Annotated in this window: 18 protein-coding genes; 1 reads left to right on the top strand and 17 read right to left on the bottom strand. The window is 43.7% G+C overall.

The window, feature by feature from the left end:
* Position 1: 1 nt before the first annotated feature.
* The 11 genes from hisA to DEAC_RS12445 form a co-directional block, all read right to left on the bottom strand.
* Entirely contained in the window at positions 2 to 769 is a 768-nt protein-coding gene (gene hisA / locus DEAC_RS12495) for a 1-(5-phosphoribosyl)-5-[(5-phosphoribosylamino)methylideneamino]imidazole-4-carboxamide isomerase (RefSeq protein ID WP_047810399.1), read from the bottom strand.
* Positions 747 to 1,376, bottom strand: a complete 630-nt coding sequence (gene hisH / locus DEAC_RS12490; protein WP_047810398.1) for an imidazole glycerol phosphate synthase subunit HisH — start codon at positions 1,374 to 1,376, stop codon at positions 747 to 749. The genes hisA and hisH overlap by 23 nt, the downstream gene beginning before the upstream one ends.
* A gap of 32 nt (positions 1,377 to 1,408) precedes the next feature.
* A complete protein-coding gene (gene hisB / locus DEAC_RS12485) occupies positions 1,409 to 1,993 on the bottom strand; it encodes an imidazoleglycerol-phosphate dehydratase HisB (protein WP_047810397.1) in 585 nt (194 codons plus the stop codon).
* Between the two features lie 90 nt (positions 1,994 to 2,083).
* Positions 2,084 to 3,148 (bottom strand): histidinol-phosphate transaminase, encoded by a 1,065-nt coding sequence (gene hisC, locus DEAC_RS12480; RefSeq protein WP_047810527.1) that lies wholly within the window; start codon positions 3,146 to 3,148, stop codon positions 2,084 to 2,086.
* On the bottom strand, positions 3,138 to 4,448 hold the full coding sequence (gene hisD / locus DEAC_RS12475; RefSeq protein ID WP_047810396.1) for a histidinol dehydrogenase: 1,311 nt from the start codon (positions 4,446 to 4,448) through the stop codon (positions 3,138 to 3,140). The genes hisC and hisD overlap by 11 nt, the downstream gene beginning before the upstream one ends.
* A gap of 75 nt (positions 4,449 to 4,523) precedes the next feature.
* Entirely contained in the window at positions 4,524 to 5,213 is a 690-nt protein-coding gene (hisG, locus tag DEAC_RS12470) for an ATP phosphoribosyltransferase (RefSeq protein ID WP_047810395.1), read from the bottom strand.
* Between the two features lie 241 nt (positions 5,214 to 5,454).
* Positions 5,455 to 6,534 carry a 6-phosphofructokinase gene (locus DEAC_RS12465; protein WP_047810394.1) on the bottom strand — a complete coding sequence of 360 codons (1,080 nt, stop codon included), beginning with the start codon at positions 6,532 to 6,534 and terminating at the stop codon, positions 5,455 to 5,457.
* On the bottom strand, positions 6,527 to 7,699 hold the full coding sequence (gene hisZ, locus DEAC_RS12460) for an ATP phosphoribosyltransferase regulatory subunit (protein WP_047810393.1): 1,173 nt from the start codon (positions 7,697 to 7,699) through the stop codon (positions 6,527 to 6,529). Before hisZ ends, DEAC_RS12465 begins: the two co-directional genes overlap by 8 nt.
* A 98-nt stretch (positions 7,700 to 7,797) precedes the next feature.
* Positions 7,798 to 8,100 carry a YerC/YecD family TrpR-related protein gene (locus tag DEAC_RS12455; RefSeq protein WP_047810392.1) on the bottom strand — a complete coding sequence of 101 codons (303 nt, stop codon included), beginning with the start codon at positions 8,098 to 8,100 and terminating at the stop codon, positions 7,798 to 7,800.
* Between the two features lie 116 nt (positions 8,101 to 8,216).
* Positions 8,217 to 10,154, bottom strand: a complete 1,938-nt coding sequence (locus DEAC_RS12450) for an ATP-binding protein (protein WP_047810391.1) — start codon at positions 10,152 to 10,154, stop codon at positions 8,217 to 8,219.
* A 360-nt stretch (positions 10,155 to 10,514) separates the two neighbouring features.
* A complete protein-coding gene (locus DEAC_RS12445) occupies positions 10,515 to 11,279 on the bottom strand; it encodes an acyl-[acyl-carrier-protein] thioesterase (protein WP_053006422.1) in 765 nt (254 codons plus the stop codon).
* Positions 11,280 to 11,550: 271 nt separating this feature from the next.
* Between DEAC_RS12445 and DEAC_RS12440 the strand changes: the two genes are divergently transcribed.
* Positions 11,551 to 12,255, top strand: a complete 705-nt coding sequence (locus DEAC_RS12440; RefSeq protein ID WP_047810389.1) for a hypothetical protein — start codon at positions 11,551 to 11,553, stop codon at positions 12,253 to 12,255.
* On the opposite strand, the gene DEAC_RS12435 is transcribed toward DEAC_RS12440, so the two are convergent.
* From DEAC_RS12435 to nuoL, 6 genes are all read right to left on the bottom strand, one after another.
* Positions 12,256 to 13,188 (bottom strand): 3'-5' exoribonuclease YhaM family protein, encoded by a 933-nt coding sequence (locus tag DEAC_RS12435; RefSeq protein WP_047810388.1) that lies wholly within the window; start codon positions 13,186 to 13,188, stop codon positions 12,256 to 12,258.
* A gap of 71 nt (positions 13,189 to 13,259) precedes the next feature.
* A complete protein-coding gene (locus DEAC_RS12430) occupies positions 13,260 to 14,222 on the bottom strand; it encodes a helix-turn-helix transcriptional regulator (protein WP_047810387.1) in 963 nt (320 codons plus the stop codon).
* Positions 14,209 to 15,405 carry a WCX domain-containing protein gene (locus DEAC_RS12425; protein ID WP_047810526.1) on the bottom strand — a complete coding sequence of 399 codons (1,197 nt, stop codon included), beginning with the start codon at positions 15,403 to 15,405 and terminating at the stop codon, positions 14,209 to 14,211. Before DEAC_RS12425 ends, DEAC_RS12430 begins: the two co-directional genes overlap by 14 nt.
* A gap of 439 nt (positions 15,406 to 15,844) precedes the next feature.
* Entirely contained in the window at positions 15,845 to 17,290 is a 1,446-nt protein-coding gene (locus DEAC_RS12420) for an NADH-quinone oxidoreductase subunit N (RefSeq protein ID WP_047810386.1), read from the bottom strand.
* Positions 17,290 to 18,834 carry a complex I subunit 4 family protein gene (locus tag DEAC_RS12415; RefSeq protein WP_047810385.1) on the bottom strand — a complete coding sequence of 515 codons (1,545 nt, stop codon included), beginning with the start codon at positions 18,832 to 18,834 and terminating at the stop codon, positions 17,290 to 17,292. Before DEAC_RS12415 ends, DEAC_RS12420 begins: the two co-directional genes overlap by 1 nt.
* Positions 18,834 to 20,777: an NADH-quinone oxidoreductase subunit L gene (gene nuoL, locus DEAC_RS12410; protein WP_047810384.1), complete on the bottom strand. Its 1,944-nt coding sequence runs from the start codon at positions 20,775 to 20,777 to the stop codon at positions 18,834 to 18,836. The genes DEAC_RS12415 and nuoL overlap by 1 nt, the downstream gene beginning before the upstream one ends.
* Positions 20,778 to 20,784 lie beyond the last annotated feature (7 nt).

The raw sequence follows: 20,784 nt of genomic DNA, 5'->3' as shown, positions 1-20,784 counted from the left end.
TTTATTCCCCCCTGCTCTCAGTAATTTTTATCTGCGGCTTACAAGTTGCTGCGTCTAAAGCTTCTTTCAAAGAAAAAGCACCGCTATAGAGAGCCTTTCCCGTTATTGCCCCCTCAATAGGAACTCCTCTTAAGTGTTCGGCCTGTAGACGCCGTACATCCTCTAAGGTTGAAATCCCCCCTGAAGCAATAATGTTAATGCCTGTTTCTTGAGCCAAACGAACCGTGCTTTCAATGTTGGGCCCGCTAAGCATTCCATCCCGGGCAATATCTGTAAAAACAATGTGTTTAACCCCTACATCCTTCATGGCTTGTGCCAACTCAACAGCGTACATCTCTGTGGCTTCGGCCCAACCCTGTACGGCAACTCGTCCCCTTAAGGCATCAATTCCTACAATGATGCGTTCACCATAGCGGCGGGCAGCCTCAGCAACCAGTTCCGGATCTTTAACAGCAATAGTCCCTAAAATTACCCGTTCAACTCCTAACTCTAAAAGTTCGGTAATTCGTTCCATCGTACGTATGCCGCCACCAACTTGTACCTTCAGGGAAACACTCCCGACAATCTTCCGAATCACTTCATCATTGACCGGTTTGCCGCTAAATGCCCCGTTTAAATCAACGACATGCAAGTGGGAAGCGCCTTGACCTTCGAAATTCTTAGCCACCCCTACAGGGTCATCAGCGTAAACTGTGGAATCTTCCATACGTCCCTGCAATAAGCGCACAGCTTTTCCCTCTTTGAGATCAATTGCCGGAAAGAGCAGCATACTCGTTCACCAACCTTCCAAAATTAGATAGCAGCTGAAGCCCCCAGGGGCTGGACTTTTCCGGGTGGAACTGGGCTCCCCAAACATTATCTTTGCCTACAATAGCCGGAAAGACAACTCCGTAATCGCTTGTACCAAGAATATCCTTTGAATTCTCGGGCAGAGCATAATAGGAATGGACAAAATAAAAGAACGATTCATTCGGAATTCCTTCTACTAAACGTGAAGGTTGAAGCAAACTCACACTGTTCCAGCCCATATGAGGGACTTTTCTTCCCGTCGGAAATTTTATCACCCGTCCAGACAAGAGCCCTAAACCAGCGTGTTCGCCATGTTCTTCCCCAACCTCAAAAAGCACCTGCATCCCAAGACAAATTCCCAAGAACGGGCGGCCGGAACGGGCAAACTCGATGATCGGCTCGATCCACTCCCCGCGCTTCAATGCATTCATAGCATCGGCAAAGGCTCCTACTCCCGGCAGGATAACACCATCAACGTTCTGCAAATCTTGCGGGGCAGTCATGATCATGGCTTCAAAGCTTACTTTTTCCAACGCCTTTTCCACACTTCTCAAGTTTCCCCGTCCATAATCCACAATCCCTATCATTTCAAACCTCCTGGAACACAATTTGGGTCTCTCTAGAGAACCCCTTTTGTTGAAAGAATCCCACTAAAGCGTGGATTTTCACGTAAAGCCAAACCTAGGGCTCTCCCTACACCTTTAAATACTGCTTCAAGGATATGATGAAGATTTTTTCCGGAAATTTGCCGGATATGCAGCGTTAAGCCACTATGTACAGCGAAGGCCCTAAAAAACTCCTCTGCCATTTCAAAGGGAAACTGGCCGACTGTTCCTTCAGAAGCCCTTATATCCCATACTAAGTAAGGCCTGTTGGAGAGATCAAGAGCAACCTGAACCAAAGCCTCGTCCATGGGAAGAAGTGTCTCACCAATCCGTTCAATCCCCGCCTTGCTGCCGCTGGCTTCTTTTAAAGCCTGCCCCAGTACGATTCCGCAATCTTCGATAGTGTGGTGGGCATCCACTTCCAAATCTCCAACGGCTTTCAGTCCAAGATCAAAATAAGCAAATCTGGCGAAGGCTGTGAGCATATGATCAAAGAAACCTATCCCTGTCTCTATCTGAGACTCTCCCGCCCCATCCAGGTTCAAACGGACGCGAATCTCAGTTTCTTTTGTTTTTCGTTCAATATACGCTTCCCTCATAATGTTCTCCTCTCGAAGTTCCAGGTTAAACATGACCTATAATTTTATTAACAACTGTTATTTTATTTCTCAAGCCTCTTACCCTGCAACTTAGAGACGTTTAATTTCTGCAATGGCCTTTAACAATTCCACATTTTCTTCAGGCAAACCGGCACTGATGCGCAAACACCTGCCAAGGACCGGAAGTTCCCCCATATTGCGCACAAGAAAACCCCTCTGTAAAAGTTCCCGAGTCCAACGGTCAGCATCCTCCGGTTTAAAAAGGATAAAATTAGCCTTTGTCGGATATACCTTAACCCCGGGAACTGCCGATAATCCTTGATAGAGTTTTTGTGTTTCCGACTTAATGCTCTGAATCTGCTTTTGATATTCTGTCAGGTATTGTAAAGCAAGAATCCCAGCTTTCTGGCTGAGAGAGTTTACGTTAAAGGGTGCCCGGACGCGATTTACTAGGTCTATTGTTCCGGGTTGACCGAGCAAGTAACCTAACCGAAGGCCAGCCATGCCAAAAGCCTTGGAGAAGGTCCTCAAAATTACTAAGTTCGGGAAATTTGCCAGTTCCGGAATCAAAGTTTCCCCTGAAAACTCAGCGTAAGCTTCATCAACCACCACAATTTTGCCGCTTTCCTTGACAAGCCTCAGTATGTCCTGGCGTGGAAACAAAGAACCTGTCGGATTGTTCGGATTACAAATAATCAGCACATGAACATCGGGAGACTGAGCCGCTTGTAACATTTTCTCCACATCTAAATAGAGGCCCTCAAGCAGAGGAACTTCCAAAACCGCTGTACTTGTCAAACGAGCAGCGATTTGATACATGCTGAAGGTCGGCGGATGAATGACTAATGATTTCCCGCCCCCTCCGAAGGTCAGAAGGAGGAGCTGGATTAATTCGTCAGAACCATTGCCAACCAGGATTCCCTCGGGAGATAGCTGGACATACTCAGCGATAGCCTGTTTCAGATCTTCTGCCATTCCGTCGGGATAACGGTTAAAAGGTATGTTAGCCGCAAATAATTTTTCCCGCATCCCCTCCGGCCAGGGAAAAGGGTTCTCATTGGCATCAAGAGTAATACACTGGGGCATATGATTCGCTTTATAAGGAACAAGCTTCCTCACTTCCGGACGCAAAAGTTCCTCGATTTCATTTATCATCATTCCCATTGAATTGTTCTCCTTCCTTAACTCGAACTTCAACAGCTCTGGCATGGGCTTCCAATCCCTCACGGCGGGCAAGCAGAGCTATCTGTTGAGCATCTCGTTTAAGAGCTTCTTCCGAGTAGCCGATAACACTTACCTTTTTCATGAAGGTATCGACATTGAGGGGAGAATAAAATCTGGCCGTTCCGCCGGTGGGTAATACATGATTAGGCCCAGCAAAATAATCTCCTACCGGTTCCGGGGAATACCTGCCTAAAAAGACGGCCCCGACATTTTTGACCCGTCCTAACCAAGAGTAAGGATCTTTGACCACCAGTTCAAAATGCTCAGGAGCAATTTCGTTCGCTAAAGCCATACCTTCACTCAGATCATTAACCAATATGGCCGCACCATAGGTTTCCCAGGATGCACGGGCGATCTCTCTGCGCGGTAATTCATCCAGCTGTCTCTCTACCTCTTTCACAGTCTCTTCAAGAAGATTACGTGAAGGCGATACTAAAATTGCGGAAGCAAGACGGTCATGCTCGGCCTGGGACAACAGGTCGGCAGCCAGCTCTTCTGCATTCCCGCTTTCATCAGCTAAAATCAGTATTTCACTGGGTCCCGCCAGCATATCAATATCCACACAGCCAAAGACCTGTTTTTTAGCTAATGTTACATAAATATTACCCGGTCCGGTAATTTTATCAACCCGTGAAATGCTCTCTGTGCCGTAGGCCAGAGCAGCGATTCCTTGAGCCCCCCCGACTTTATATATTTCAGTCACTCCGGCCTCAGCGGCTGCCACTAATACCTCGGGTAACAGCGAACCATCCGGACGAGGCGGACTGACCATTACAATTTCTTTAACACCCGCAACGACCGCCGGCAACGCATTCATCAAGACAGACGATGGATACGAGGCTGTGCCGCCCGGCACATAAATCCCAACTCGCTGGAGAGGAAGCAGGAGCTGTCCTAAAATACTCCCATCGGATTCCGGGTCCAGCCAGGAAACTCGCTTCTGTTTCTCATGGTAGCCCAGGATGTTCCCCTTTGCCCTGCGCAAAGCCTGGATAAAATCGTCACCGACTTCTCGATAAGCTCCTTGAAGTTCCTCTTCGGTAACCTTTAACCCCTTTTGACGCAAATTGACGCGATCAAATTTCTCCGTCATCTCATAGAGTGCCTCATCCCCCTTTTCACGAACGCGCTCTAAAATCTCGGCAACACGTTGTTCAAGGGCCTTATCATCTCCATAAGATTTTCGTGTGAGACGTTTTAAATCAATATCCTTTAAGTTCTCAACTTTCATGTCCTGCTCCCTCCTCATAATCATCGAACAATATTACAAATTCAAAATCCAATGTCTTATTGCCTCACCTTCACGCTATAGTGACTGAACGTCCAAAACTTCTTCATTCATATCATTGCGCAGTTTTCCTGTAATATCTTTAATTCTTTCGTATTTCATCCGATAAGCCACTCGATTAGCGATTAAACGAGAGGTTGCCTCAAGGATGGGAGCGACCTCAAGCAAATGGTTTTCACGCAATGTTTTCCCGGTCGATACAATATCGACAATCATTTCTGCCAAGCCTACACACGGTGCAAGTTCAATGTTGCCATGAAGTTTGATGGGATTAACCTGCATTCCTAACTCACTGAAAAACGTTTCCGCCACTCTCGGGAACTTCGTTGCCACTCGTTGATGATTCAGGCCGCTTAAATCGTATTCCCCATTGGAATGTTTCGGTGGAACACTCCCCTCCGGCATGGCAACAACAAAACGGCAATACCCAAATTTTAAATCCAGCAATTCTATGACATCTTTATTTTCTTCTAAGAGAGTATCCTTACCAACAATCCCCAAATCAGCAGCTCCATATTCAACATAAGTCGGTATATCTGTTGCTCGACAAATAATGATCTTCACTTTACTCTGCGGAAGATCATAGAAAAGCTTTCTTGAATCTTCATTAACATGTTGGCATTCTATCCCAATACGACTCAATCGTTGAATAGAGTCGATAAGCAACTTCCCTTTAGGCAAGGCAATGGTTAAAAAATCGTTGTCCACTGAGTTTCCCCTTTCTTCAGCCACATTTCTTTAGCGCTTTAGTTTGTTAAAGTGATAAAATATAGTAGTATTATACCAACCATCATCATCTCTGGCAACACTTTTTAGGAAATTTCGCATAACCTTTTAAGATGCCGGCGGTCTGCTCCCTACGTAAGGTGTACAGGGTAATACTATGAAAATAAGTATGAGACAAGACAACCAAATGCCTCACCTCATACTTTTGTGAATTTTGGAGATCTTAGTCCCCCATTTCAATTCCCATAGCACGTGCTGTGATTAATAACGGATCATTTAGCGGCACAAGTTTTAATTGGTCAACAGCTTGGTGAAGAGGAACTTGGACGATCTCTCTTCCCTGAAGGGCAACCATTATTCCAAATTTACCTTCAAGTACAGCATCTACAGCTGCCACACCATAGCGGGAAGCTAACACTCTATCGTAAGAGTTAGGGGAGCCTCCGCGCTGAAGATGCCCAAGCACTGTTACTCGGGTTTCCAAACCGAAATGTTTTTCCAAGTCGTCACCCAATTTGCTGCCAATCCCTCCCAATTTGACAGGATCTGACCGGTCCGAAAATAACCGTTCTACCACCATCTCGCCGCCTGAAGGCTTTGCCCCCTCAGCCACAACAATAATGCTGAATTTTTTTCCTTGTTTTGCCCGTTGCTGAACAGAGTAGGCAATCCTGCTGAGATTATAGGGAATTTCGGGAATTAATATAACGTCGGCACCTCCTGCCACACCTGCATAAAGGGCAATCCAACCGGCATACCGTCCCATAACTTCCAGAATCATTACCCTATGATGGGATTCGGCGGTAGTATGCAAACGATCTAAGGCTTCCTGCGCCGTTTCCACGGCCGTTTGAAAGCCAAAGGTCTGATCTGTAGCCATGAGGTCATTGTCAATAGTTTTGGGAATCCCAATAACCGGAAAACCTTTATCCGCAAATTTTAAGGAGATGTTCAAGCTTCCATCCCCACCAATGGCTAATAAAGCATCAACTCCGGCTTCCTTTAAATTTTCCAGGACATCCTCGGAACGATCAAGAGGCTGGTCTACCCCATTAACTTTTGTTATGTATTGAAAGGGGTTATCCCGGTTAGTTGTTCCAAGAATCGTACCGCCCCGGGGCAGAATCCCAGAAACATCTGCCAAGGACAAAGGTATAAAATCCCCTTCCACAGCTCCATGAAAGCCATCCTTAATTCCTAGAACTTCAAGGCCATATTGGTTCGCGCTCCTCACAACAGCGCGGATTACCGCATTAAGCCCCGGGCAATCTCCTCCCCCTGTAAGAACTGCAATTTTATTCATTCTCTGGAACCTCCTCACCGGCTAACCTAACTTCCGAAATACTCTTTAGTCTGGCCATAGTCTCAGCGGCATCCCTGTCTATAGTTTCCAGGACCATTTCAACCTTCTTGCCCTGCAGCCTCAAGGCTCGAGATAGCCGAATTATTTCTTGGGGATCAGAGCCGTAGACTAAAATATCTACTCCTGCGATTGACGGCAAGGGAAAAAGTTCTAACATACTGCCTAAGTGAATAGCAAACCCTGTAGCAGGTTGAGGAACTCCAAAATCGGCATATAAGGAATCATACCGTCCTCCCTCAAGTACAGGGAAACCAATCCCGGCGACATAGCCTTCAAAAACCGCCCCAGTGTAGTAAGAAAAACCTCTTAATATGCCTAAATCGAGAGAGACATACTCTTGAACTCCAAAATAATTCAAATAACGATAAATGCGTCGTAAACTCTCGACAGCTTCACGAATAGTTGGCAGGGAACTCCAATCCAGAACTTCGTCCAGAATTTCTTCGCCCCCATGAAAATGAGGTAACCGCAGCAGCAGTTCCTGAACTCGTTCAGGCAAACCGCTTTGTTGCACTAACCGTTCTACGCCAACCATATCTTTCCTGGCCAGTGCCTCTTCTAATTTTTGCCGAAATCCTTCCTCTACTCCAGCTTCCAGCAAAAGACCCGAAAAAATCCCCATATGCCCAAGGTTAAATTGAAAATTTTTGAGGCCGAGGCAGGCTATGGCTTCAACAGCAAGGGCGATTACTTCCGCATCCGCTAATTCCTGGTCAGCACCTATTAGTTCAACCCCCACCTGGCGAAACTCACGATACCGAACAGAAGAATTGCGAAAAACATCAGCACCATAACACAAACGAAGCGGTAAATTTGCTCCTCGCATACGCGTACTGACAAGGCGGGCAATAGGAGTCGTCAATTCGGGACGTAACGCTAATATTCGTCCATCACGATCAAAGAACTTATAGAGTGAATCAACTTGTTCAACATCAGGTTGAACACAAGCCGTAAATTCCAACGTAGGGGATAAAACTTTTTGGTAAGACCACTGCTGAAAAAGAACAAGAACCTCACGTTCCAAGTTCTCTTGTAAAGCAATTTCCTCGGGCAGTAAATCACGCATACCTTCAGGGATTCGTTGTCCCAAATTTGTTCTAAGCATTCTTATAATTCTCCTTCGCTAAGCTGCTAGGTCTAAAACTATTTGACCCTTTTGATTTTTGTTTTGCTTTACTATAGTTCAAAAACAAAGTCCTAATTTTAGTCATTCTGTTCTTGTAGACGGCTTAAAATTAATTGATAGCCATCTGCGCCAAAATTCAGGCAGCGCTTGACGCGACTGATTGTAGCAGTACTCACTCCAGTTACTTTTTCAATAGCAGTATACGTCTCATTTCGCTTTAACATCTTTGCCACTTCCAAACGCTGCGCTAGAGCCTTAATTTCAGCGATAGTTGCAATATCTTCAAAAAAACGATAACACTCTTCTTTAGTTCGCAGAAGCAAAATTGCCTCGAACAAGGCGTCCGTTAAAGGATTTTGCAAACGCTCATCGCTTGACATGGTATGGTATGTCCTCCTCTAATTACTTTCTTCCTTTAATTTATTAAAGCATTTGAGCCTTGTCAAGCCTCTTTCTTAATTCTTATTAAAAACATGATTAAATCTTTTTTGAATAGCTACTTAACAGAAGAGAACAAACTCTTGAGCGGAAATTTAACACTTACCCTTGTTCCCGAGGTATCCGTATCAAATTCCATAACAGCATCATGTTTTAGCGCAATATTTTGGCATATTGCTAAACCAAGCCCAGTTCCGCGTTCCTTTGTCGTTAGAAACGGAGTTCCGATTCTTTCAAGCACCAGTGGATCAATACCTCCACCTTGATCAGCAACTTGAAGAACTACATAATTTCCGAATTCAAAGGTCTTGACCGTAAGAACCCCGCCGCTTTGCATAGCTTCGAACCCATTTCTGGCCAAGTTCAAAAGAAGTTGGCGAAGTTCATTTTCATCTCCTTTGATATCAGGGACCGGTTCTAATTCCAAGTTAATATCTTTGTCTTGGTTAAGGGCATCTGCCCCTAAGAGAGGCATTAATGATTTCGCGATTTTCCCTAAATTCACGCTAGTAAAATCGACAGTTTTTTCCCTTGCCAGGCTTAAAAAGTCCGTAATAATTAGATTTGCTCGATCCAATTCTTCGATCATAATTTTAAAATAATCACTATATTGCTGGACACTGTCCTTGGAAGAAAGCAACTGCAAAAATCCTCTTACAGTAGTTAAAGGGTTCCTAACTTCATGAGCAATCCCAGCAGCCATTTCGCCTACTAGATTCAATCTTTCCAAACGGAAATATTCCCGATCAGCATTTTTACGATCCGTTATGTCAATGAGCACTTTAAAATATAACTTCGTTCCGTCAACATCCGTATATGGTTGGGTAAAAACATCATATAATCTGTGATTATATATACATCCATTTCCAGTCTGAGCAGTATCATTCTCTATTGATGGTATTTCACATTTACTGCAGGGATAATTTAAACCCGCAACGACGCTATAACAGAGTTGCCCTTCACACTCACCAAATTGCTCTTTAAACTTGTAATTGGCAAAACGTATTTTATAACTTTCTTCAATAACATAAATCAAACCTGGAAAAGCATTAAAAAGTGTGTGAAGGCGAAGATGTTCTTCTTCTACAACTTTTTGCAGTTTTTTTCGTTCATCAATCGTCCGAATAAAAATAGATATACCGTTGTCTGTTGGGTAAATACTGAATTCAAGCCAATGTCCTATTAAGTCTGAATATAGTTCGAAGCGTTTTAATTGTCCCTCTTCCATGACCTTCTGGCAGGAGTCCCGCAGCATTCTATTGTTTTGCCATTGAGCAGTCCCAAAAACGGAACCTACGAGCCTCCCATCAAGGCTGCGTTTTTCAAGCGCCCGTATAATCGCCTTATTGGCGTAAGTTATGACCCATTGGTGATTTACGGCTATAAAACCATCACTAATACTATTTAAGGTGTTTACCAGAACTTGATCCGCTTTAGCTAATTCCTTTTCAGCGGTTTCTTTGCGAATCATCTCAATTTGCAGTTGCTCATTAGCCCGCTCAAGATCATTGGTACGTGATTTAACAAGTTTCTCCAAATGTTCCCGATACAAAGCCAATTTTTCCTGTGCCCGTTCGAACTCCGAAATGTTACAAACAGAAACGGAGATCAAACGTCTCCCCTCGAACAAAAATTCAAAGCTGTCCGTATGGACTGGAAACCGACTCCCATCTTTTTTAAGATGAACAGTTTTATAAGCGCTATGTCCATTGTCATGGATTCTTGCCAAGATATCGGGCACATCTTTTCGACATTCCGGGACGAGAAGATCATAGACCGTTCTGCCAATCAGCTCCGTTGATTCATAGCCATGCATTTGCCCATAACCAGGATTTATTTTTAGAAGTTCTAAGCTTACAGCATCGCATATCATCATGCCCCAATAGCTTTCGGTAAAAATCCTATCCCAGATTTTGTTGTCGTTATGTGCTTTCTCTAAAGCTGCCTCGAGGTCGGCAACCTTTTGTTCGAGTTCAATAACTTTATCCCTTAGCATTATTTGATCACTCTTCTCAAAGGAAACTTGACGTCGATTAAAATCAGTAATTCCTATTCTAACTATCTTAGAACTCTATTCTATATTAAAGTGTATTATCCCTATAAAAGAGTTCTTGAAAATCATACAATTATGCGCAAAATAAATAACATTGCACCATTGTTCATATTATCTAATCTCAATTCAATAAAAATTGGCATGTAACGATAGATTACTTAGTCCACTTTTAAAAATGCTAATTATAAATGTTTAAATTTAATTTTAAACTCTAATGTTAGATTTAACAGAGTGACACATTTTACAAATTTATATGTTATTATAACTAGAAGCAATTATATCAGATAATCTTTCGTTTCAATCTTATTTAGGCTTAGATTCCCAGACCGTTTTAGCCAAAGCAAGTTCCAGACCCGATTCCTCTCCAAGTATGATGTGATTGCCTAGATAGTTTAATGGTCCTGCAGGATCGCATTTACAACATGATCGTATCTTTGATCCATAGGTCGTTTCTTTCTTATACTGTATTTCTAATGAAGAAAGATAACAATCTTGATAAATATGATCAGGAACAGCCTCCAGAATCCATTGGAGATAATTGGCGTTATTGACATGTCCATTGGTATCAATATCACTCCTGCGAACTGAAAAAGCAACCTCTTTCCCATTGCCGTCGAGTGAGCTCTCAAGAGAAGTAAAAGGATTTTCAATAGCTCTGGCTAAATTCAATCCGTAAGCTTCTTGAAATTCCGGACGCACTCTTAAGGGACGTTTCGTTAAGATATTGTAAAATATCCATAGGGAGGAGGCTCTGCCAATAACACTTTGTTTGGAATCTCTTATAAAAAACTCCCTTGTTGCATAAAATCGTTCGAACTTTGAAGGCCATGTCTCAATAGCAACTGTTTCACCTAACTTAGGGTAATGATCCATTTGAAGATGCCAGCGGTTTAGAATCCAGGCCAAGCCTTCTTCTTTTAATTGTCTCACCCCAAAACCTACAGCTTGGGAATGGGCTATAGCTGTGTCCTCTAAAAAATGAAGTATTGTCAGAGGGGCAGCCTCTTCTTGAGGATTGACTTCATGAAAGTGAATTTCAAAGTCTGCCCTAAAATTTTGGTTTATCATCATTTCCACCTCTCGTTTTCAGTTTAAGTCCATCTCTATTCTGAACCTGTTCAGCTATAGCTGAACCCATAACAAATGCGATCGCGCTGAAGAATATATTCTACCCCCGCCAAAGCAAGGTATGGGAACCACTCCCGCTCGTAGAAGTGGGAGCGCGGCACTAAATAGAATGGTTGGTTAGAAAGGATAGAACCAGGTTAAATACATATACTACATTAGCAGGTTATCTTTTTTCTTCTAAGATATTTGATTATCAAGGGAGGCTCATTTAATGAATCGCCCAGAAAATAAACTTTCCTCTATTGCCGTCCACCCTGAATTCCGGCGAGTTCTGCTTGCAAATCCGACTTGTAAAACTCTGAGAACGATCATTGAATACCAACTCTTAAATCAAATCTTTGACTGCCCTGAGCAATCTCTGACAGATGAAGTTTGCAGGCTTTTACCCTATTGGGAACAACAAGCTTGTCAAGGCAACGAATTAATATCAACACTGGTCCATTATCTGTCTATCTACTTTCCTTGTCTGTTTACCAGCAATACCTTATTAAAATCCAATTTGCAGCGTATTCGCATTCTCGCTGAAACTCCAGGAATATTTTCTTTTCCGCCCCGTGAAATCCAAGAAAATCTAATTCATTTTTTGCAAGCTGCGGACGTCTTGGCAGATTTGCCACAATTTGAAGTCATATCCTTTTCTCTTGATGAAATCAGACCTTTAGCCGCCGATTTAGCAAGATTTAACCTGTCCAGACACAGCCGACGTTACATTCAAAATTTATTCCATCCTGAGCGCTGTGAGGCCATTCTTTCTCTTCTCGCTTACATCGCCAAAGATTACCCTCTGCTCCGTATATGTCGTCAAGCTTATGCCTTAATGATTTCTCTTGATGACTTTGCCGCCTGGGGAAATCATCCGTTTTGCCTGCGTCTGGTAGCTAATCATTTCTGGGAATATCAAGCAAGAAAATCTTGATTATTTTAAATAGAGGTAACGTTCCATACTAGGGATATACGGGGACCATTCATCCCCAGGATGGTCATTTCTGGCCTGTTCAAACTGGTAAAGTTCTGCATCCATAATATCGGCATAGTGGATAACTAAAGCTTCCATGATCTTGGGCCGCTTCGGCGACTGCCATTCGTATTTTCCATGATGACTGGACACTATATGAAGAATTTTAGAACGCAGTTCTTGAGGAAACTCCGGGATCTTGGAAATTTCCGTGGAAATAAGCTCCAAGCCCAGAATAATATGGCCTAGGAGCCTTCCTTCTGTCGTAAATTTAATGCCCCGCTCATAGGAATACTCCCCGATTTTTCCGACATCATGCAAAAGTGCGCCCGTAATAATTAAATCTTGATTAATACTTGGAAAATGTCCCGCAATCCCCTCCGCTAATTCCGCAACTCTCACACTATGCTCCCAAAGGCCCCGCAGATAAGCTTGATGGATTTTCACCGCTGCAGGGGCTTGCCGATAGGCTTGGCCCCATTGAGGATGTTCCAAAAAATGGTTTAGGAGCATCTGGAGAAATGGACTATGAATTTTAGTCTGGAGAGTTTGCAAACGGCTTTCTAGCTCCTTCTCGGAAACAGGTGAACTTGGCAGCAAGGTGGTTAAATCAATCTCTTCCTTGGGAATCAGCTGAATCTCTTCGATGGATAAATCAAGAGTACCTCGATATTCAGAGGCTACCCCTCGGATATTAAAGATATCATGGCCTTCTTTTAGCCAACCAAGGACCTGAGGGGGATATTCCCACATCTTTCCCTGCAAAATACCCGAACGGTCTTGGCAAGTTAACGTGAGAAAAGCGCCAGACTTTTGGCGAAAGGGAACCTCTTTCCACTCATTTACTAGAACAGTTCCTGCAAACCGCTCCCCATTCTTGCATTCTTTCAGCATTAAATTCATCCTCTCTATTGCAGTCCTTGTTATATCAATTGTACCAGAGGACTAGGACACGAAATTGTTGCTTAGTAATTCTCTAATGTCTTACAAATCTGATCAAGAATTAATTTACGCAGTTCATTGGGCTCCAAAATCTCGGCCGCTGATCCGAAGCCAAGGATCCAGTTAATAAATTCATTAACGCCGATGATCATATCTTCGAAAATTAAAGAGCCATCGTCCATAGGAGTCAGCTTGCTCTTACGGTGGGCAACGTCTTTGCGCACTTTGGCCAAAGTTTGCGAACGATTCAGAAATCGTACTTTGACCCGAATCAACTCACCATATTCCACTCCCCAGCGAGGACCAAACCACGTCTTTAGGGAAAAGCCTTCCGGATAGGTATAGGCTTGATCCGTTTCACTGACCTCTATGATATTATTCAGATTATAATTTTTGATGGTGTCTCCCTGCCGCGCAACAAAATACCATTTTCTCAACCGAGAATAGTAAACAATTCCCAAAGGGTCCACGGTTATAGACCGGCCTTTAAAAATAATGTTTAATTTTCGGTTTGTCTGAACTGCCTTCTCGATAGAGGCGAAAATTTCACCCTTAATAGGTTCTAAAGGAGTATAATCCCCTTTAATATAGCGATAAGTCTCTTCAGTACCCAGATCGAAGCCCGATAGAATTTTCTGTTTGAGGCTTTCTTTTAAGGAGTTTTCTTCCTGAAGAACTTCTAAAACTCTCAAAACGCCTAAGGCTTCTCTAACGTTGAGGTGTACCGGAGTAAATTGTTTCTCTGCTGTTCCCATAAACCACTTAACATCTGGATTCAGCAAATCTTCTCCACTCTCATCATTGCTCTCATCATGATCCGTATACAAGGGAATTGAATGCTCTGGTGAAAGAAGCAAGGCCCTCAAATCTTGCTTCATAGTCCCCCAAGGAACGCCGCAGGCTTCCGATAGAGCTTTTCCCGTTAGTCCCTCCGGATGGGCCTCGATCAAAGCCATTATCTTCTCAAGACGTTCAATCATGTCCATCCGAATTACCTCCATACAAACGCAAAAGCTGGGTAAACTGATCTTTAAGCTTATCCCTAAGCTCAAGGGGCTCAAGTACTTCTGCACCCGCACCGAACCCGCGCAGCCATACAGCCAATTCATCCAACCCTTCAACCTGATCAACCAGCAAGAGACTTCCCTCTTCCTCAATTAATTGACAGGTTTGGCGTTGAGCAACTTCCATTCTAACTCGATTTAACGTTGAATAATAATCATAGAATCGAATCTTCACAAATCTAGGATGATGATCCCGATAAACTCCCCAAGAGCACTGAAACCATTCTTGTAAGTTAAATCCTTCCACCGGTGAAAAGGCATCTTCAAGCCTCTCCACATCCAAGATGCGGTTTATTTGATACGTTTTTATCCTTTGACTTTTTTCATCTTGCGCTATGAGATACCAATTGTCCAATACCCAGTAATATACAATCCCCAAAGGATTTAACCTAATTTCACGAGCAGGTTCCTCTTCTTTGCGATAAAGGATCGTGACACTGTTCCCGCATCGTGCAGCATCCTCAAGTTCCATACAGTATTTACTCCGGTGAATATCCTGGTTGGGAGTCCTGCCATGAACAAATAAAGTTTCCCGGGCCTTTGTTGTATCCCCTATGCGAAGTTTGAGTTTAGCTTCAAGAGACTCCATTTCTTCAGAGATAGGAGCTAAGGCACGTTCCAGTTGTAAAGCCTCAAAGAGAAGAATCCTTTCCTTCTCTGAAAGCTGAAGAGGGAGAAGCATAGACTCTGAATAGACCATGTGAGCTTCATTTTCACGCTTAACGAGGTTCCTCTTCTCCAAATCTTTTACAGCTCGTTCCAAGGTCTTGCTGCTGACTTCTTCTTCGTCTTGGCGATTAAATCTCTGATAAAGTTCAGTAAGCGTTAATCCTTTAGGGTTTGCCGTTAAAAGTCGTAAGATTTCCATTTGCCGGAGAGTTGTTTTATTAACCGGAGGCACCCCGTTCCATCCCCCCGTCTCCAAATAGTGAGCCCCTGCTTGGTTCTGCTTAAAGATATAGCCATTATCCCTTAAATCTTCCAGATCTCGATGAATGGTAATCAGGTTAACTCCAAGTTTCTTGGCCAAACTCGAACTTGTAAAAAGCCATGGTTCCAGGGCAATATGTCTGATTATATCCTTTTGCCGTTTTAACTTATCCAAGAGCAAGATACCCCCAGTTCCTTGAAACATAAAATTTGACTAGTAAAAATACTAGCTTCCCTACCATTGGAAGAGGCCACTTATGCGAGATAAAATTAAGTTTAAAATAAATTTATATAATTATACAAATGGCATTGAAATTCCTTTAAAATTCAGTTCTAGAACGCTAAGCATGAGGCAGAAACCTGGATAATCCAGTTTTTATAGATTCTCCATAAACCATCTAAATGAACCCCTCTGAGTTTTGAACTTGAGTTTTTTCTATTCTATAAATAAAGACTTAGGCACTTCAACTGCGAAGTGCCTGAGTCTTAAAAGCCGGGCCGCCTATTCCAGAACATACAAGCTCATCTTGTAATCTTGAACATACCAATTTGCATCTTCGAGCGATGATTTAAGTACTGAATCGACAATGATATTTCGCTATCTTTTACAATGATTATGGGACTAAACTTTGAGCCGCAGCAATTGCCATTTGAGCCAACGGGGTCGGATATAGTCCAATCGCTATCGTGATGATAAAAGAAAATAGCATAGTGAACTTTGTAGCCCCGTGAACAGGAACATCTGGCAAGTCCTCTCCCTCGCCGAGGAACATAACTTTGACGACCAAAAGATAATAATACACGGACACCATGCTCATTACAAAACCGATGTAGGCAATGGCAGTATATCCTTTACCCATAACCGCTGAGAAAAGATAAAACTTCCCTACAAATCCCGCAAGAGGCGGAATCCCAGCTAAGGACAGTAAGGACGCTGTCATAACCACTGCTGCCAAAGGTGAGCGTCTCGCCAAACCGGCAAAGTCCCTAATCTCATCACTGCCTTGTTTTTCAGAGACATGAGTTGCAACCGCAAAGGCGCCCATATTTGCAAAGACATAAATCATAGCATAGAACAAAACACCTCTAACTCCTGCGGCACTCTCTGCGATGATGCCTACCATTAAATATCCCGCTTGAGCAACACTAGAATAGGCAAGAAGCCGCTTAATATTGGTTTGAGGAATTGCCATTAAGTTACCCAGAATCATCGTGAGCGAAGCTAATACAACTAACAAGGTTTGACCAGTTGCTGAAAAGGCTTGACTGTTCATCGTTAAGAGATACACTCGAATCAGAGCCGCAAAGGCAGCGGCCTTCGAAGCAATTGCCAAAAAGGCTGTAACGGGAGTTGGTGCACCTTCATAGATATCCGGAGCCCAGAAGTGAAAAGGCACAAGGGAAATCTTAAAGCCCAATCCCGCTAAAATAAAGACCGTCGCCAGAAATGAGGCGGGCGAAAATGTTGCGCCGATTCCGCTGGCGACCTCGGAAAACTGAGTCGATCCGGTCAGCCCGTAAATCAGGCTGATACCATACAGCAAGATTGCTGATGATGTCGCACCCAACACGAGATACTTAATACCCGCTTCGGACGAGCGAGGATTATCAGACAAGTAGGCTACGAGGATATAGAACGATATCGTCATTAATTCCAGGCCGATATACATCGCGATGAATTCACCGGCACCAGCCATAAGCATCATACCCAATGTCGCCGTTAGAATCAGTGAGTAAAATTCCCCACGGTATTTGGGTATTTTCTGGATATACCCTCCAGACGAGAGTACAACCAACAACGCCGCTGCTAAGAAAAGAATTTTAAAATAAACCGCAAATTGATCATGCCAGTAAAGACCGTTTAAAAATGAGGTTTTTGGGTTATAGAAAAAGTCGTAAAGAGTATAACTGAGGACGCCAATCAGCGAGAAAGCAGTGAGTGGCATCATGCCTTTTCGCGCACTGGGTGGAATCAGGAGGCCAATGGCCAAGAGAATCAAGGCCATTGCGGCAAGCGCAACTTCGGGTGTGAGTACTGCAGCGATATTGAAATCTGCCATTAGAACAGCCCCCCCATCTTCGCCTGACTCACCGTCTCAAGAACCTTCTGAAGGCCTGAAGAGGTAACACCAGAATTAACTAAGCCAAATAAAATGTTCGGGAAAATCCCCGCGGCAAAAATGACCAATCCCAAGACAATTAACGGAACCAATTCAGGACCGCGGATGTCTTTAAGCTGATCCCACTCCGGGCGGCGTGGTCCGAACATAACATTGGCAATGATTCTCAACGTATAAACCGCCGTAAAGATAATCCCAGCAATACCCAGGATTGCTTGTACTGGTAGAACCCTTATACTTCCCATGAAAATGGTAAATTCCGAGATAAAATTAACTGTACTTGGTAATCCCAGAGAAGCCATACCTCCAATAATAAACCCAATAGCAAGGCGCGGCATTTGATGGGCTAATCCGCCTAAATCAGGGATATTACGAGTATGAGTTTTCTCATAAATGAACCCGATCATTGAGAAGATTAAAGCAGACATCACACCATGGGCAAACATCATAGCAACCGCACCATTGATCGACGTCGGATTTAAGGCAGCAATTGCGATCAGTACGTACCCCATATGGCTTACTGAAGAATATCCAATAACATATTTGAGATCCTTCTGAGCCAAAGCGATAAAGGCAGCATAGAGGACGTTGGCAATTGCCAGAGCCGCTATTACAGGCGCCCAATATTTCGCGCCAAGAGGAAGGACATAGACACCAAGTCGAATTAACCCGTAACCACCGATTTTCTTTAAAACCCCTGCGTGAATCATGCTAACAGCGGTTGGAGCTCCGGCGTATCCATCGGGTGACCAGGAGTGGAAAGGAAACATTGAAATCAGTGATCCAAAACCAAAAAGCATGAGCCCAAACGCAGCCTTTTGAAATGGAGCGCTGTACAAATTTTGCCTCGCCGCCAACTGATCAAACATAAAGGTTGGATTGCCTTGTTTCGCAGCGGCTAAATAAAGAGCAACCATCCCTACGAGTAAAAATGCTGATCCGATGAGGAGGTAAATGGTCAGTTTCATCCCGGCGTATTCCTTGGAAACGCGTTTGGTACTTCCCCAAATGATAACCATGATATAGATTGGAATGACCACAATCTCGTAAAAGAGGAAGAAGATGAACAAGTCACGAGCAATAAATGTTCCCATGACACCGGTAATAAGAATAAGCAGCAAGACAAAGAATTCCTTGGCTCGATTCTCCATATTCCAAGAAGCATAGATTGATGAGAACCCAATTAAATTTGTTAAGAGAAGCATGGGTAAACTCAACCCATCGACGCCAAAGGCCAAATTAACGCCAAGGTCCGGAACCCAAGGGATCGTAAGGGTAAACTGCATTCCACCTAACGACCGATCATAGGCGAAGAACGCAAAAAGTGAAAGTGCCATGGCCACGAAGGTACCCATCGCAGCAATAATTTTAATCATTTTTGTTTCGTCTTTAGGCATGAAAACGATAACGAACATAGCTAATAATGGTGCACCTAAAATGAAAGGGAGTAAAAATGATCCCCCTGATGGCAGCGCAGATGACATTATTTCACACCTCCTAGCATCGCTAAGGGGTTAAGGGATGAAAGCTGACCTTCCCCAAATGCGAAGACCATGAAAATGACAACAACTGCGAAAAAGAACACCATAGCATACGTTTGAAGCTGCCCCGTGCCCGTCCTGCGCAATACCTTCGCACTCCCACGTGTCAATAAAGCGATCCCGTTGATAATTCCATCAACAATATAAATGTCGATAAAATAAAGAACTTTACCGAGCCCATCCATGATGTGATGAATCAACCAGAGATACACTTCATCAATATAGTATTTGTTGTTAAGAATTCTATAGACGATCGGGAAGCGGGCTGCAATACTCTCTGCCTTAATTGCTTCTTTGACATAGATATAGTAGGCAAACCCAATTCCCAGCAGACCGGCAACAACCGAAATTCCTGCCAATCCCCAGTTCATAGCTTCAGGCTCAAATTCACCAAAATGAATAAAGAAGGAAAAGTTATGTTCCGGCAATGCTGCCAAACCACCTATAGCACTGAAACAAGCCAGAATAACAAGGGGGATGGTCATGCTTAAAGGAGATTCATGGGGATGATTTTGCGGTTTCTCCGGTCCCATAAAAGCCACAAAGAACAGCCGGCTCATATAAAAAGCGGTTAAAAACGCGGTAAACAGTCCAACCGCATAAATAATCGGATGCCCATTTTGAAAAGCTCCCGCCAAAATCTCGTCTTTTGACCAGAACCCAGCAAACGGCGGAACGCCTGAGATCGCTAAAACACCAATAAAGAAGGTCGTACCGGTAATCGGCATTTTCCTCCACAATCCACCCATGTCCCAAATGTTCTGCTTTTCATGCAGAGCATGGATGACTGAACCGGCACCCAGGAACATTAAGGCTTTGAAGAAAGCATGGGTCATAAGATGGAACAACGACGCTGAATAAGCGCCTACTCCGAGAGCAAAGACCATATACCCTAATTGACTTAAGGTTGAATACGCCAAGATTCTCTTAATATCATCCTGGGCAATGGCAATCGAAGCCGCAAAGATCGCTGTAAAAGCACCAATTCCGGCTACAAATTGCAGCGCAACGGGGGAAGCCTCAAATAAGAAATACATCTTAGCAACCAGATAAACCCCAGCAACAACCATGGTTGCCGCATGGATCAGCGCACTGACCGGCGTCGGCCCCTCCATGGCATCAGGCAACCAAACGTGTAAGGGAAACTGTCCTGATTTTCCCATAGGTCCCATAAAAATCAGAAAGGCCATAACGGTCACATAACCCACAGTCCCAACCACCGCAACGTTTTGCAGATTCGTGCTCAAGGCAGCGGACAGAGCTGTAAAATCAAGAGTTTCAAATTTGTTATATAAGAATAAAATTCCGAGAAGCAAGCCAAAGTCTCCGACGCGTGTTGTGATAAAGGCCTTCTTAGCAGCTTCACGGGCCGAAACTTTGAAATACCAGAATCCAATCAACAAATAGGAACAAAGACCAACAAGTTCCCAGAAAATGAAGAGCTGCAACAAGTTTGTCGCTAGTACCATGCCCAGCATCGAGAACGCGAACAGTGACTGATACGCATAGTAACGTGACCAACCCTTATCTCCTTGCATGTATCCTAAGGAATAGATCTGCACCATAGAAGCCACTAAGGCAACGACAAACAACATCATCCCACTCAAAGGATCAACAACCGTACCAATATCGATCTTCAACCCCCAAATATTTAGCCAGTTCGCGCTGACAATCACCGGATGTTCCACTAGTTCAGCCCCAGACTGAATAATGCCTAAACCAATTGCGATAGCTAAACCCAATGCAGTTAGGATCGCAAGGATTGACACCGTGGAAGACAGTCCTTTGGATCGTTTCGTGACAAAGGCGATGAGTAGAAACGACAGGAAGGGCAAAGCGGGAATTAACCATGCCCACTGAAAGAGATCATGCATTTCCTTGAACACCTACCTT

This window comes from Desulfosporosinus acididurans (genome assembly GCF_001029285.1).
GTDB classification, from domain to species: domain Bacteria; phylum Bacillota; class Desulfitobacteriia; order Desulfitobacteriales; family Desulfitobacteriaceae; genus Desulfosporosinus; species Desulfosporosinus acididurans.
The sequence above is the reverse complement of the archived record's forward strand: the minus strand, read 5'-3'. Positions and strand labels throughout refer to the sequence as shown.